16 protein-coding genes are annotated in these 12,935 nt (G+C 55.7%); 9 read left to right on the top strand and 7 right to left on the bottom strand.

Annotated features, from left to right (window positions below):
• Positions 1-782: 782 nt before the first annotated feature.
• A complete protein-coding gene (locus tag DCO47_RS01885; protein WP_042609968.1) occupies positions 783-1,172 on the bottom strand; it encodes a low affinity iron permease family protein in 390 nt (129 codons plus the stop codon).
• A gap of 108 nt (positions 1,173-1,280) precedes the next feature.
• The gene (locus DCO47_RS01880; protein ID WP_116657318.1) at positions 1,281-1,913 is read right to left on the bottom strand and encodes a dTMP kinase; all 633 of its coding nucleotides are present in this window, start codon (positions 1,911-1,913) and stop codon (positions 1,281-1,283) included.
• Between the two features lie 102 nt (positions 1,914-2,015).
• Between DCO47_RS01880 and DCO47_RS01875 the strand changes: the two genes are divergently transcribed.
• Positions 2,016-3,077 (top strand): SDR family oxidoreductase, encoded by a 1,062-nt coding sequence (locus tag DCO47_RS01875; protein ID WP_116657317.1) that lies wholly within the window; start codon positions 2,016-2,018, stop codon positions 3,075-3,077.
• A 55-nt stretch (positions 3,078-3,132) separates the two neighbouring features.
• Here DCO47_RS01875 and DCO47_RS01870 read toward each other — a convergent pair whose 3' ends face one another.
• Positions 3,133-4,260, bottom strand: coding sequence for an aromatic ring-hydroxylating dioxygenase subunit alpha (locus DCO47_RS01870; protein WP_116657345.1), 1,128 nt, complete (start codon positions 4,258-4,260; stop codon positions 3,133-3,135).
• Positions 4,261-4,585: 325 nt separating this feature from the next.
• On the opposite strand from DCO47_RS01870, the gene DCO47_RS01865 reads away from it, so the two are divergent.
• The 7 genes from DCO47_RS01865 to DCO47_RS01835 all read left to right on the top strand — a co-directional run bounded on the left by DCO47_RS01865 (position 4,586) and on the right by DCO47_RS01835 (position 9,336).
• Positions 4,586-5,101 (top strand): DoxX family protein, encoded by a 516-nt coding sequence (locus DCO47_RS01865; protein WP_042609971.1) that lies wholly within the window; start codon positions 4,586-4,588, stop codon positions 5,099-5,101.
• 46 nt (positions 5,102-5,147) lie between these two features.
• On the top strand, positions 5,148-6,032 hold the full coding sequence (locus DCO47_RS01860; protein WP_116657316.1) for a DUF692 domain-containing protein: 885 nt from the start codon (positions 5,148-5,150) through the stop codon (positions 6,030-6,032).
• Positions 6,025-6,810: a DUF2063 domain-containing protein gene (locus tag DCO47_RS01855; protein ID WP_116657315.1), complete on the top strand. Its 786-nt coding sequence runs from the start codon at positions 6,025-6,027 to the stop codon at positions 6,808-6,810. The genes DCO47_RS01860 and DCO47_RS01855 overlap by 8 nt, the downstream gene beginning before the upstream one ends.
• Before the next feature lie 290 nt (positions 6,811-7,100).
• Positions 7,101-7,568, top strand: coding sequence for a hypothetical protein (locus DCO47_RS01850; RefSeq protein ID WP_116657314.1), 468 nt, complete (start codon positions 7,101-7,103; stop codon positions 7,566-7,568).
• A 195-nt stretch (positions 7,569-7,763) separates the two neighbouring features.
• Complete coding sequence (locus DCO47_RS01845; RefSeq protein ID WP_016774741.1) at positions 7,764-7,979, top strand: 4-oxalocrotonate tautomerase family protein; 216 nt, start codon at positions 7,764-7,766, stop codon at positions 7,977-7,979.
• Positions 7,976-8,632 carry a DsbA family oxidoreductase gene (locus tag DCO47_RS01840; RefSeq protein ID WP_116657313.1) on the top strand — a complete coding sequence of 219 codons (657 nt, stop codon included), beginning with the start codon at positions 7,976-7,978 and terminating at the stop codon, positions 8,630-8,632. Before DCO47_RS01845 ends, DCO47_RS01840 begins: the two co-directional genes overlap by 4 nt.
• A 74-nt stretch (positions 8,633-8,706) precedes the next feature.
• The gene (locus DCO47_RS01835; RefSeq protein WP_116657312.1) at positions 8,707-9,336 is read left to right on the top strand and encodes an isochorismatase family cysteine hydrolase; all 630 of its coding nucleotides are present in this window, start codon (positions 8,707-8,709) and stop codon (positions 9,334-9,336) included.
• A gap of 179 nt (positions 9,337-9,515) precedes the next feature.
• Here the strand turns inward: DCO47_RS01835 and DCO47_RS01830 are convergent, their stop codons facing one another.
• Positions 9,516-9,899, bottom strand: coding sequence for a nuclear transport factor 2 family protein (locus DCO47_RS01830; protein ID WP_064362362.1), 384 nt, complete (start codon positions 9,897-9,899; stop codon positions 9,516-9,518).
• A 65-nt stretch (positions 9,900-9,964) separates the two neighbouring features.
• A complete protein-coding gene (gene namA, locus DCO47_RS01825; RefSeq protein ID WP_064362363.1) occupies positions 9,965-11,005 on the bottom strand; it encodes an NADPH dehydrogenase NamA in 1,041 nt (346 codons plus the stop codon).
• A gap of 112 nt (positions 11,006-11,117) precedes the next feature.
• On the opposite strand from namA, the gene DCO47_RS01820 reads away from it, so the two are divergent.
• A complete protein-coding gene (locus DCO47_RS01820; RefSeq protein ID WP_064362365.1) occupies positions 11,118-11,513 on the top strand; it encodes a helix-turn-helix domain-containing protein in 396 nt (131 codons plus the stop codon).
• A gap of 124 nt (positions 11,514-11,637) precedes the next feature.
• Here DCO47_RS01820 and DCO47_RS01815 read toward each other — a convergent pair whose 3' ends face one another.
• Together DCO47_RS01815 and DCO47_RS01805 are read right to left on the bottom strand one after the other, a co-directional pair.
• On the bottom strand, positions 11,638-12,078 hold the full coding sequence (locus DCO47_RS01815) for an SRPBCC family protein (protein ID WP_064362367.1): 441 nt from the start codon (positions 12,076-12,078) through the stop codon (positions 11,638-11,640).
• 135 nt (positions 12,079-12,213) lie between these two features.
• Positions 12,214-12,882 (bottom strand): NAD(P)-binding oxidoreductase, encoded by a 669-nt coding sequence (locus DCO47_RS01805; RefSeq protein ID WP_064362369.1) that lies wholly within the window; start codon positions 12,880-12,882, stop codon positions 12,214-12,216.
• Between the last annotated feature and the right edge of the window lie 53 nt (positions 12,883-12,935).

The raw sequence follows: 12,935 nt of genomic DNA, 5'->3' as shown, positions 1-12,935 counted from the left end.
CGCAGAAATTCGGGGGGAGACAGGCTGGAGAAAAACGCCGCCGCGCGGTCGGCGCAGGCAACTGGAAGGTGGGTCGAATCATTGGCGACAGACGTCGCCCCATTCACTACATCGACGATTGCAAACCGCGTGACCAATTGAAACCTCGCCTTCCATTTTGAGGGTCAACGACGAGGAACAACCTGCGCGGGGATGACAGCGCCAGGGTGGTCCCGATCGGCTGCGACTGCCGGGTCTGTGGACACACGGCAATCTTCTGGCGCCGGGTTTGTGACCCGAAGCGCCGGCAGATAATAACCACGTTTTTTGCTGGTGAGGCAAACAAAATGTAGGAATTCTGCGAAATAAATATCAGCCGTTTCCCACATGGTTGCGACGATGGCAAAGAGACAGGGATGTCAAAAATGTTCGTACATCGTACTGCCGTTTCGTGCAGGCCACGGGCATCGAAAACCGCTGCAGAGTCTTGAGTGGCCAGCGAAAAAGTCACCACGCGACATCCTTCAGTAGCCGGGCGCTAACAAGCACTAACAACGCATAACTGACAGTCACTCGGCTGTGAAGGCAGGCTTGGATCTCACCGCTGAACGCCAGGCTACCTGCAAATCTTTTCGGTCGCCGCGCTCAGTCGAACGATGGTTTTGCGAGGGATTCGCCCACGCTGAACTACCCCGGAACAGAGCGCGGATTGTCCACGAGCACTGAGCGATCATGAAGATCAAAAACATTGCCGCTTGTGAACCGTCACGATAGCGACAGAAAAAAGACCACCACTCGAAATCCTAACGAGCGCCATTATCATGGATCGGCTCTACATCAATTTCACTCGATTCACCCAGCGCACGATACCGGTCCCGCAATTTTCTCAGCTCGCGCGCCTCCATCTTCTCAAGACCCAGCGTGGCGTTCTGCGCTTCGTTGGTGGCGCGTATCAGCTCATCAATCTTCAAATGCAAAATGTCGTTGTCGCGGTTCTGGGTGTTTTGAATGAGGAACACCATCAGGAACGTAATGATCGTGGTCGACGTGTTGATGATGAGTTGCCAGGTGTCGTTGTAGTGGAAATATGGCCCTGTTCCCGCCCAGGCGACGATCAGGAGGATCGCTGTCAAAAAGGTCTTCGGGCTACCCGCCCAGTTGGAAAGTGCCTGGCAAAAGCGTGCAAATCTCATCTTGAAACCTCTGAATAAACCTGACTACTTGACCTCGCTGGGCGGTGAAATACTTTGTAATATTTGCACCGCTCGTCGGCGGCGCAGATTCGCGCGCGTGCTCAGGCATCAGACCAAGGGAATATTCCGGCGGCTCATCACCTGATTGATCTCCACGACCACCCGCCTCGTCGCCTCCTCGATCGTTCCCTCATTCCGGCACAAAAACCAACCCTGATCGGCAGCGACTTGCTCAAAAGCCTGAGTGCAAGCGGCATGCTCCTCAAGCCCCCGAAGCACAGTGCTGCTCAGGCCGCGCCGTCGTGCCCCTGCCCTCGCCCACGAAATCTCCGGCGCAGTGACCACCCCGACATGCAGGTCGGGCACTTGGACGTTGCGATCAATATTGAGCTGCAGGATTTCTGCAAACGGGACTGTCCGGCGAAAGGCGGCCTCGGACGGGTACCAGCGATCGATCAGGATGATGCTGTCGGTGGGTTGTCTGGGCAGCACGTGCCGGGAGATCCAACTGCGGCTATCAGCCAGGCGTTGGCAGACTTCGAGTTCCAGATCCCGGTCAGGATGTCGGGCGAGCCGGTTCACCAGATGCATTGTCTCGCCCCTGAACGGGTCGCTTTTTTTCTCGCACAGTCGGATGACTTTCTGGTTGCCTGCCCTGAGGGCTTCAGTGATCGCCTCCAACAGCGAGGTTTTGCCGACGCCTTTGGGGCCATCCAGAGAAACAAACAGCGGACGAGTCATTGTTCACAGACTTCTACAGGGAGTAGCGAACACTCTAACGGATTTTCCGGTTGAACCTCTGCTGCCCACACGGACTCCCAAACTCAAATCCAGGAGAAACCTATGACCCAGACAGCTTTAGTCGTGGGCGCCAGCGGCATTGTCGGCAGCGCCATCACCCAGTTACTCATCGACAACAAATGGCAGGTCGCCGCCCTTTCGAGGCATCCATCGCAAGCGCAAGGCGTGATCCCTGTCGCGGCAGATCTTCAGGACCCGGCGTCGCTGGAACAGGCGCTGAGGGATTTGAAACCCACTCACGTGTTCATTACCACATGGTCACGGCAAGGCACAGAAGCCGAGAACATTCGGGTTAACGCCGCCATGGTACGCAACGTGCTCGCTGCGGTTCGCCCAGCCAAGAGCGTCGAACACGTAGCACTGGTCACTGGCCTGAAGCACTACCTCGGCCCGTTCGAAGCCTATGGTAAAGGCAGCCTTCCGCAGACACCGTTTCGCGAGGAACAAGGTCGTCTGGACGTCGAGAATTTCTATTACGCCCAGGAAGACGAACTCTTCGCCGCTGCTGAACAGGACGGCTTCACCTGGAGCGTCCATCGCCCGCACACCGTCACCGGGGTCGCCGTGGGCAATGCGATGAACATGGCAACCACCCTCGCCGTCTATGCCTCGGTGTGCAAACACACCAATCGCCCCTTTGTGTTTCCCGGATCGAGGGTGCAGTGGGACAGCCTCACCGATATGACGGACGCGCGGCAGTTGGCGAAACAACAACTGTGGGCGGCCACCACTCCGGCTGCGGCTAACCAGGCGTTCAATGTCACCAATGGCGACGTATTTCGCTGGAAATGGATGTGGGGCCGAATTGCCGAATACTTCGACTTGCCTGCTGCTGATTATCCTGCGTCGCCCTCTCCTCTGGAGAAGCAGATGGCTGACGACCAAGCCGTATGGACGCAGATAGTTGCCGAACACGCTTTGAAGGAATCGGATATCAGTCGCCTGATTTCCCCATGGCATACCGATGCAGATCTCGGTCGCCCGATCGAAGTGGTCACGGACATGTCGAAAAGCCGCATGATGGGCTTCACTGCCTACCAGGCGAGCGATCTGGCGTTTTTTGACGTCTTCGACAAACTGCGGGAGATGCGTTTGATCCCCTAGGCTGTTTCAGAACAGATAGGAAACGGTATGGCGCGTGATTTCAGGCGCAATCCCGCTACAGCTTTGAAGCGTCTTCGACTGCTTCAACCTGCGTAAGCGGGATGGTCTCAATCGCCCAGGCACGCGCCTGCCGACGTTCTGGGCTCGGCACCGCGCAAGCCTTTCGCCCCGTGAATTCTCGTCCGAGTCGGTCTTCGTCGATACGCCAGCCGTTCTGCTCCAACTCTTTCACACGACGCCTGAAGAAAATCTGCAACGCGTCCGATTTCAACGACACTTCCTGCTGCCAGGAATCCGGTACACGTTCTGGCCGGACATTCTTCAGCACTTCATGATCCTGCTCGAAGATCCGAATATTGCTGGCAACAAAACGTCGGTCAAACAGTCGGGATCGGAGGAATGTACGGCCCATCATCCACCAGGTTCGCGTGCGGTTGGCATCAATGGGGACATGCGCCGAGACAATGTGGATTCGCCACCCATTCGGCAATTCAAGTTCCAGCGTCGTGCACGGACCAGACAGATGAAAGCCTGGAATCGTCTCCACGCTCACCCGCTCAGTCGCAGATTTACGTCGAAATAACCCGGTGCGTTTTGGGCGCCGCATGATCATCTTCGCGCGCCCACTCCATGCATCGCCATCCACTTCAAATGCATCGATCTCAGGATGATCAGGGTCGCCGAACGTGCTGCCGTGAACGAATGGCGCGTGCGCAAAGTCGAGCCCGTTCTCAATGACACGATCCCAACTTGCCTCCCAGTCGAAATACCCGGAAACCACACGAATGTTCGCGTCATCTATCCAGTCGAGCACGGGTAGCGGCGGCCTTTCGTGCTCGGGCAGATCGCCGAGAAATGCCCAGACCCAGCCGTAGCGTTCAAGTGTGGGATAGGCATCGACTCGAGCCTTGGCGGGGATGCGCACATGCGGCTGTGCCGGGATATGTGTGCAGACGCCATCCGCTCCGAACCGCCACCCGTGGTAGGGACACTGCACGCTCTCCCCGACTTTGGTGCCGGCCGAAAGCGAGCCACCACGATGGACACAGACATCGGACAGAAGATGCGCCTTCCCGTTGTCGTCACGAAAGGCAACGAATGGCTGGCCAAGCAAGCGTACTGCCGCAAGTTCGTCGGTCAATTGCGTGGATGGCAGGACGACATACCAAAGGTTGGTGAGCATCAGGAAGTTGAACTCATTGGCTGGGAACGAGAGTGGCTTAGCCTTCTTCGACGCATTTGGAACAACGATGTTCAGTTGGACGTGACATCTCGAATGAATCAAACCTTGCCACAACCATTGTCGGGTATTGGTCTGTATCCAAGTGTGTATAGAGGCGGACGCGTTACACAACATTGAGCTTCCAGCAGCGCAAGACACAAGCGAGATACACCAACCCGATGAACTACGGTCACGGCCAGCGCAGTGGGTACCGTGCCTGGCACCTCTCATTGGGAGCACCTGAAATGCTTCCACTTTCTTGACGACAAGTCGGAGGTTTAAATCAATGCAAACAAACACGTCATCGGTCTTGAATCGGCTGCACCTTAACCTCGATCGCGTCGGAGACTGGATCGCGCCTTTAAGCCTGCGCGTTTTTCTGGCGTGGGAGTTTTTTGAGGCCGGGTGGGAAAAGTGGAACGGTGAGAACTGGTTCCCAAGCATTCAAGGTGCCTTTCCTTTTCCCTTCAATCAGCTGCCCGCTACGTTCAATTGGCAGTTATCAATGTGGGCAGAACTGCTCTGTTCCATTGCTTTGCTTGTAGGTCTGGGAACACGTCTTTCAGCACTGATCCTCATCGTGGTCACCGTTGTGGCAACTGCCGCAGTTCATTGGCCAGCAGACTGGTCGACGTTGAGCGAACTCGCAAGAGGCTACTCCATCAGCAATCAGGGCTACGGCAATTACAAGCTGCCCTTGATCTACCTCGTAGCACTTGTGCCGCTGCTGTTCACTGGGGCCGGCAAGCTGAGCCTGGATGCATTCATCCATCGGTGTATCCAGCGTTTGAATGCACGCTGAATCGTCATTGCTTTCGTCAGTTACATCGACTCGGAGAATCAAGCGAATGCAAACGAACATTTCATCGTCAATATCTTTAGCTCCACAGCCCGCTCGTGAGGCGACCGTTGGCCTCGGATTGCGCCGCGCACTACTCAAAACACTTCGTGACGCTCCAGTCGGGGATTTCGATTTTCTAGAGGTTGCTCCAGAGAACTGGATCGGCATCGGCGGCGCTCATGGGGATGCTCTGCAGTCGCTAGCTGAACGCTACCCGTTGTCATGCCATGGCCTGTCACTGTCGCTAGGTGGCAGTGCGCCTCTGGACGAGTCTTTTCTTGAGCAAGTACGAGGATTTCTCGATCGCTACCACGTGCCGTTTTATAGCGAACACCTGAGTTACTGCAGTGACGATGGCCATCTATACGACCTGCTGCCGTTGCCATTTACTGAGGAGGCGGTTCATCACGTTGCCGCGCGCATCCGTCGTGCACAGGACATCCTCGGCCGCCGTCTTGCCGTAGAGAACGTCTCTTATTACGCCGCTGCTCATCAGGATATGGACGAGCTTACTTTCACCAATGCAGTACTTCGCGAGGCTGATTGCGACCTGTTGCTCGACGTTAATAATGTGTACGTCAACTCAGTGAACCATCGGTTTGATCCAACGGTTTTCCTGGCCGGCGTGGAACCAGAACGCGTAGTCGCCATGCACGTGGCTGGGCATTACGACGAAGCCGATGACCTGATAATCGACACCCATGGTGCTTCGGTCAAACCGGTAGTCTGGTCATTGCTGGAACAGGCTTATGGCCTCTTTGGTGTAAAGCCAACGCTGCTGGAGCGCGATTTCAACTTTCCGTCTTACGACGAACTTGTGGCTGAGCTGAATACCATCAGGCGGTTGCAGCGCGACGCGGACGCTTTGGCGCGGGTGACCGTCGATGGCTGACTCCACTGCAAGTTTGCACAGTCAGCAGCTCGCGCTGACCCGTTACCTGCGTGACCCGGACAGTTACGCGCCGCCTGCGCAGATGAATCCCGCAAGAGCACAGGTCTATCTGAACCTGGTGTTCAATAATCTCCTGAGTTTGCTGGGCGGAACGTTTCCGGTACTGGTTGCCGTGTTGGGCGATGCTGGCTGGCGTGCGCTGGTCCGACGTTTTTTGCGTGACTACCGCGCGCAAACGCCACGTTTCGGAGAAATTGCTCGTGAGTTTGTAGACTTCGTAGCGAGCCTGGAGGACGCGCCTGGCTTTGAGCATCCCTGGTACCCGTTCTTGCCTGAATTGGCCCATTACGAGTGGGTGGAGATGGCGCTGCAACAGTTGGACGCTGCGCCGCTGGAGACCAGTGATGCGGCGCACCTACTCGACCGCCCCCTTCGGCTATCCCCGCTCGTCTGGCCGTTGGCTTACACCTGGGCCGTACATCGTCTCGGGCCAGGCCACCTGCCTTCTGAACCGCCAGAACTACCGACGTTGCTGCTGATCAGCCGGGTGCCGAGTGGTCAAGTGCAGTTCTCCCAGGTCAGTCCTCTGACGTACCGCTTGTTGCAGCGCATCGAGCAGTTCCCTCACATGGATGGCCGGGCGCAGTTGCATGCTTTGGCTGCAGAGGCTGGTGCATCAGATGTGACCAGCTTCGTTGCCGACGCGCTGGTTCTGCTGCGCCAGCTTCATCAGCAAGCTGCCGTCGGCGTAGCAGCGACACCGGTTTCAAGGCCGTAGTCCTGACGAGTGATCAACGGCCGAGGTCAGCTTTTGTATCTCTATGTACCTGCACGCGAAGTCTTGGGATTGGCTTACAAATGCATCTCTCGCTTGATACATCGTGGATACATGACCCCGGCTAAATAAGCCTTACCCGAATAAGGTCGCCCTGTCGAAGTGGAAGACGCTTGCGCGCATAAGCCTTGTAACTCAAGGCTTTTCCCACTTCGCCTAGAGCTTCCTTGCGGGTTTATTCGCCCTGTGGCGTGAACCGCGGCCCGGCCGCGCAAAGTATCTGGAGAATCACCATGTACCGTAAATCTTTCTCGAACAAAAAAAGTCTTGGCCTGGCCGCTATCGCTTTAGCCGGTGGCATGAGCCTGGCATCGTCTGCGGCTTTTGCTGTTGAGCCGTTGCCCCAAGGCTATCAGCTGGCATCGGCGGATAAGGTCGGCGAAGGCAAGTGTGGCGAAGGCAAATGCGGTGCCAGCCAAGCCAGCGACAAGTCCGTGACTGCCGAAGGCAAGTGCGGTGAAGGCAAGTGTGGTGACGACTCTTTCGCTCGCACAGATACCGACCATGATGGTCGCGTCTCTCTCAAAGAACTCCTGGCTGTGGCACCTCAGGGCGGTGAAGAATTTCAAGCGATGGACACCAACCACGATGGTTTTCTTTCTGAAGGCGAGGTCTACAAGTTCAGAAGCAACCAATACCTTTCCAACGGCAAGAAAGTACCCACCGAGCTTTTCACCCACATGAGCAAAGCGCAGAACTGATTCCTCCTGCCGTAGCATTCGCCCTCCCCTGCGGCCGCCGCCAGGGAGGGCGATTTACCTTCTGCAGATGTATTGATTACACAACGTCACAAGTGATGTTCTCCGCCCCTGATTTATCCACTGAAAGCGACACTTTAAAGTCCATCCCACTGCTCACCTCATCATGTCGATGGGGCGCCAACAGGAGACTTCCCCATGCCTTTCATCAGCGTTCGTATCACCCGCGATGGCGTCACCAAGGAACAGAAATCCCAAGTCATCGCCGAGATCACCAAAACCATGCAAACAGTCCTCAACAAGGACCCGCACCTCACCCATATCGTTATTGAAGAGGTCGATACCGACAACTGGGGCTATGCCGGAATTACCACCACCGAGTACCGCCAACAACTGACAGAGTCGAAGAAATGACCTTTCCTGTCAGGATCGACTTTGTGTCGGATGTGGTGTGCCCCTGGTGCGCACTCGGCGCCAAAGCGCTGGAACAAGCCATCGCTAATGTTGCCGGCGAAGTTGCAGTGGAGCTGACCTTCAAGCCTTTCGAACTGAACCCGGACATGCCGGCCGAGGGCGAGCACGCCATCCAGCACATGATGCGCAAATATGGGCGCAGCGCCGAAGAAGTTTCCTCGCGCAATGAAATGATCATCGCGCGTGGCAAAGCCATCGGTTTTCAGTTCGACCTGGAAAAGCGCAACCATTTCTACAACACCTTCGACGCCCATCGCCTTCTGCTCTGGGCCGTGCAGGAGGGCCGCCAGGTCGCGCTGAAGAAAATCCTGCTCGAGGCTTATTTCACCAACGGCCAGAACCCCAGCGATTACGAAACATTGGTGCGCCTGGCCGGTGAAGCGGGTCTTTCAACCACCCGCGCCCGCGAGATTTTGACTAGCGAGGCGTTCGCTAGCGAGGTCCGCGAACTTGAGGGGTTTTACCTTGAACGCGGAATTAATTCGGTCCCGGCCATGGTGCTGAACGGTCGTCAGTTGGTGTCCGGATCGCATTCAGTCAAGGAATACGAACACATCCTCAGGCAGGTGGCACGAGAGTCCACCACAGCCTGACCAAGCAGCTTATCAACACGATGCCCCGGCAAGCCCACGGCACCGGTCACTCAACCTGTGTGGAGTACATCGTCATGTCGAACGCCCTCTATCCGCTGAACCGCACCGCTTATCTGCTGGTCGATCCGTACAACGACTTCCTCTCGGAGAACGGCAAGGTCTTCCCCTTGATCAAGCCGATTGCCGACCAGGTCGGGCTGCTCGACAACCTGCGGGCCCTCGATCGCGCCGTACGAGCGCAGAACATTCCGGTGGTTATTGTGCCGCACCACCGCTGGGAACACGGCGACTACGAAGGCTGGGACCATCCAACGCCGACCCAATGCAAAATCATGCACATGCACCACTTCGCACGCGGTGAATGGGGCGGCGAATGGCATCCCGATTTCGCGCCGAAGGACGGCGACATCGTCGTACAGGAACATTGGGGCGCCAGCGGCTTTGCCAATACCGACCTCGATTTTCGCCTGAAGCAGATAGGCATCACCCACGTCATCATCGTCGGCCTGCTCGCCAATACCTGCATCGAAGCGACCGCCCGCTACGCCTCGGAATTGGGCTACCACGTCACCTTGGTGCGTGACGCGACCGCCGCTTTCCGTGCGGAAATGATGCACGCCGCCCACGACCTGAACGGGCCGACTTTCGCTCACTCAATCGTGACCACCCACGAATTGATTGCTGCGCTGGTACCGCAGGAGTAATGGCCCGTGAATCTCACAGTTTTGCTCTACTCCCGGGTATGTGGTGGCGTACGCGCTAACGGGCGCAAGAGTGACGACCGTCGGAGCGAGAGCAGATGTAAGGGTTTTCATGACGCTTCCATTTTTATTGATGAGTGATGGGAAGCCTCAATTGCCGCAGACTCATAGACGACAGAGGGTCAAGGCGCGACGTGGGTGTGAAAGATCTTACTGACGACCGCCCACTTGCCATCGACTTTCAACAGGTGGAAAAAGTCGGTGAAGGAAATGCCGGACATGTCGTTGGCGTCGATGCGTGCGCTAGCGGCCGTACCAACGATTTCAATGCGGACGATAGCTGCCGGTGCATCAGGGGACGGGCGAAAACCTTCATCAATACCCTTGAAAAGGATTTGAATTGCACCACCGGCCAAGTGACCGTCTACATCGACGCTGAACATGGTTGCTCGCTCATCGAAAGCTGGCTTCATGATGCTGCTTTTCGCTTGCTTGCAGCCCTCAATGTACTTATTCAGCACCTCGGTGATGGCTTGGTATTCGTGAACGTAAGTAGGTTTGCTCATGGTGTATTCCTGGTTCATCGAGTCGAATTGGATTAAGGTCTGGCACGCTTATGACGAGGGCAAATTCACGCTTTGGTATCTAGCCATACAGAGCCGTAACGAGTGTAGGCTTCAGGAATCTCAATGGCTTCTTTCAAGTCATCTGCTGCAGTACGCACCCAAAATGGATCGCGCAGCATTTGCCGTCCGACAAACACCAAGTCAGCTCGGCCGTTCTGCAGGATTTCCTCGGCTTGACGACCACTCTGAATCACACCCACTGCACCCGTCGCAATATGCAGCTCCTTACGTAGCAACTCAGCGGCCGGTACTTGGTAACCTGGATAAGTCTGAACCTTGATCATTTTGATCCCACCGGAGCTGCAGTCGATCAGATCGACGCCCTGCTCTTTCATCCAGCGACCGTATTCAAGAAATGACTCGGGTGTGTTTCCGCCTTCGGCGTAATCAGAGCTGGAGATACGAACAAACAGAGGACGATCGCCCCAATGGGTTTTGACTTCCTCCAGCACTTCGCGCAGGAAGCGATAGCGACGCTTGGCATCACCGCCATATTCGTCATCGCGGGTATTGGCGAGTGGGGATAGGAACTCACTCAGCAAATAACCGTGAGCGGCATGGATCTCGAGCACATCAAAGCCCGCTTCACTGGCGCGTCGTGCGGCATCGCCATAAAGCTTCACCAAACCCGGAATTTCGTCAGCCGCGAGTGCCCGAGGCACAGGGCTGGAATCCGTAAACGGAATCGCCGACGGGGCGATATGAATAAGGTTGGGCAGATCGGCATTGCGTCCCGCATGGCCGATCTGAGCGCCGGCTTTCGCACCAAAGCTGTGAAGCAGTTCGGTTAGCCCTTTCAAGCCGACAACGTGTTCATCGCTCCAGATCCCAAGGTCACCAGCCCCGATACGACCGTCAGCCTGGATAGCCAGCGTCTCGGGAAAAATCAGCGCCGCCTGACCCAGTGCGCGAGCTCCATAATGAACGCGGTGCCAATCAGTGACAAAGCCATCATCCGCTGCCATGTGCATGCACATGGGGGACATGACGACCCGGTTTTTCAGTTTAAGGCCTTTAATTTCATGGGGGGATAACAACAAACTCATCTGGCGGATTCCATACTGGTCAATATGGAATCATGCTAACTTACACACCACTTGCGTGTAAGTACGCACAATTTTGTGCTGTAGGCACACTTTTTATACCATGGTGATTTCAGTGAAAAAATGTAACCCTCAGGATGAAATTGAGGCCTTCGCTTGTCCCGTCGCGTTTACTGTCGATGTCATAGGTGGAAAATGGAAATCGCTCATACTGTTTCACTTGATGTCTGGAACGAAGCGCTTCAACGAGCTCCGACGCCTCATTCCAGATATCACTCAGAGGATGCTGACACTCCAGTTGAGAGAGCTGGAGACTGATGGGGTTATACATCGCGAAATCTATCGCGAGGTGCCGCCAAAGGTTGAGTATTCGCTGACAGAATTAGGCAACTCTCTCGCGCCTTTGGTGAGTGCCATGCGGGAATGGGGAGCTGTTCATGAGCGAAAGATTTTGGAGCTCAGGCGCTCTGCGGTGCCGGCGAGTTCGGTCGCTTCCTGTTCCACCATCTGATCACGCGAGGGCTTTGTGCTTCAGCACTGCTTTGAGCCGACAATCATCAGCTTCCAGGGCCTTTGGTATCCACGCTTAGAATACTTGCCTGGCCAAGCCTGTACGCGTCAATTCTTTGAAATGTTCAATGCCTGTTTAGAAACAGCTGAAGGCTATTGTGACCATCCACGATCAGTCCACGTATGAGTTCCTGATAGTCGTCTGCTGTATTCAAATCTTGCAGGTCAAAGCTTGCAGACCAATTGATGAACGTCTTGGGCTGTCCAGTGAGAGAGGCCAATTTCACCGTGGCAACATAGTTGTCCAGCGGTAATGGCGCCTCCTCGAAGCGGTAGGATAGCGTTGTATTGTGATCATCGACCGATAACAAACGCTCCCTGACAACTGCGCCATCGGCCAGCGTGAGTCTGCGAATACAGCCGACCAATCCATCAGGTTGGTTGTCCTCAATGCTGCTTTCGACAATCGATGGATGCCATTTATGAATCTCTCCAAATTTTTTCAACACGCTCCAGGCATGTCCAACATTGCTGTCCAAGACAGCGGAAAACTCAACCATCGGCATCGTGTATCTCCCTTCAGATATGTGCTGTAAGAGCACGGCGAGTCGGCGCAACCACCAGGCTGATCCGTGGATCGTCGAGCGCCTGTTTCAGAACCTCGCGTCCATCCAGCCCCGTAGCGCCAATCAAAACTAATTTCATTGCAAGCAACGCTCATGACCAAGCCTGCGAACAGCGTCGGAGACTGGCATGTCACCTTGAGTAAGCTCGATAATGACTCGACTCACCCTGGGCTGTTCGATCAACTCGGCAAGTGTCGCTGCTACGTCATCTCTCGAAACTTCACCGTAAGGAATAGCAACGTCAGCACGGATTCTGCCAGTGCCTGGGTCATCCAGAAGCGTTCCTGGACGCACAATTACCCAATCCAGACCCGTCCCAACCAAGTGAGCATCAGCTCGTTTTTTCACGGCAATGTAATTTTCGAAACCTTCGGATGACGGACTACCACGCAGCGCATCGGGGAAGGCCGAGACCAGAATGAAACGCCGGACACCTGCCTGAATTGTCGCGGCCACTGCCAACTCCAATCCCCGACCATCAATCGCATTAGTCAGATCCATACCTGCGCCGCCTGCCCCTGCGGTGAAGACCACGGCATCAATGCCCGACATAAGTCGCGCCATTTGCCCGGGATCCAGCTCAAGCAAATTGCCTATAACGGGCGTCGCGCCCAGGGCCGCAAGCTGACTTTCCTGCTCCGGGTTCCGATGCAGTGCGATCGTTTCGTGACCTCGCCCGACGAGCTGCTTAACCAATCGCCGCCCCACTTTGCCAGCGGCGCCGATGATGAAAACCTTACTCATGATCGCTTCTCCATTTGACGATGAACGAGCTCCGATCCCGGGATTGATTCAAC

The organism is Pseudomonas sp. NDM (genome assembly GCF_003105095.1).
In the GTDB taxonomy this organism is placed as follows: domain Bacteria; phylum Pseudomonadota; class Gammaproteobacteria; order Pseudomonadales; family Pseudomonadaceae; genus Aquipseudomonas; species Aquipseudomonas moraviensis_A.
Note: the sequence above shows the minus strand (reverse complement) of the source record. Positions and strands in the feature narration are given on the sequence as shown.

Coding starts and splice junctions, on each gene's coding strand:
- DCO47_RS01885 (WP_042609968.1), bottom strand. CDS start 1,172: ATGAGATTTGCACGCTTTTGCCAGGCACTTTCCAACTGGGCGGGTAGC.
- DCO47_RS01880 (WP_116657318.1), bottom strand. CDS start 1,913: ATGACTCGTCCGCTGTTTGTTTCTCTGGATGGCCCCAAAGGCGTCGGC.
- DCO47_RS01875 (WP_116657317.1), top strand. CDS start 2,016: ATGACCCAGACAGCTTTAGTCGTGGGCGCCAGCGGCATTGTCGGCAGC.
- DCO47_RS01870 (WP_116657345.1), bottom strand. CDS start 4,260: ATGCTCACCAACCTTTGGTATGTCGTCCTGCCATCCACGCAATTGACC.
- DCO47_RS01865 (WP_042609971.1), top strand. CDS start 4,586: ATGCAAACAAACACGTCATCGGTCTTGAATCGGCTGCACCTTAACCTC.
- DCO47_RS01860 (WP_116657316.1), top strand. CDS start 5,148: ATGCAAACGAACATTTCATCGTCAATATCTTTAGCTCCACAGCCCGCT.
- DCO47_RS01855 (WP_116657315.1), top strand. CDS start 6,025: ATGGCTGACTCCACTGCAAGTTTGCACAGTCAGCAGCTCGCGCTGACC.
- DCO47_RS01850 (WP_116657314.1), top strand. CDS start 7,101: ATGTACCGTAAATCTTTCTCGAACAAAAAAAGTCTTGGCCTGGCCGCT.
- DCO47_RS01845 (WP_016774741.1), top strand. CDS start 7,764: ATGCCTTTCATCAGCGTTCGTATCACCCGCGATGGCGTCACCAAGGAA.
- DCO47_RS01840 (WP_116657313.1), top strand. CDS start 7,976: ATGACCTTTCCTGTCAGGATCGACTTTGTGTCGGATGTGGTGTGCCCC.
- DCO47_RS01835 (WP_116657312.1), top strand. CDS start 8,707: ATGTCGAACGCCCTCTATCCGCTGAACCGCACCGCTTATCTGCTGGTC.
- DCO47_RS01830 (WP_064362362.1), bottom strand. CDS start 9,899: ATGAGCAAACCTACTTACGTTCACGAATACCAAGCCATCACCGAGGTG.
- namA (WP_064362363.1), bottom strand. CDS start 11,005: ATGAGTTTGTTGTTATCCCCCCATGAAATTAAAGGCCTTAAACTGAAA.
- DCO47_RS01815 (WP_064362367.1), bottom strand. CDS start 12,078: ATGCCGATGGTTGAGTTTTCCGCTGTCTTGGACAGCAATGTTGGACAT.
- DCO47_RS01805 (WP_064362369.1), bottom strand. CDS start 12,882: ATGAGTAAGGTTTTCATCATCGGCGCCGCTGGCAAAGTGGGGCGGCGA.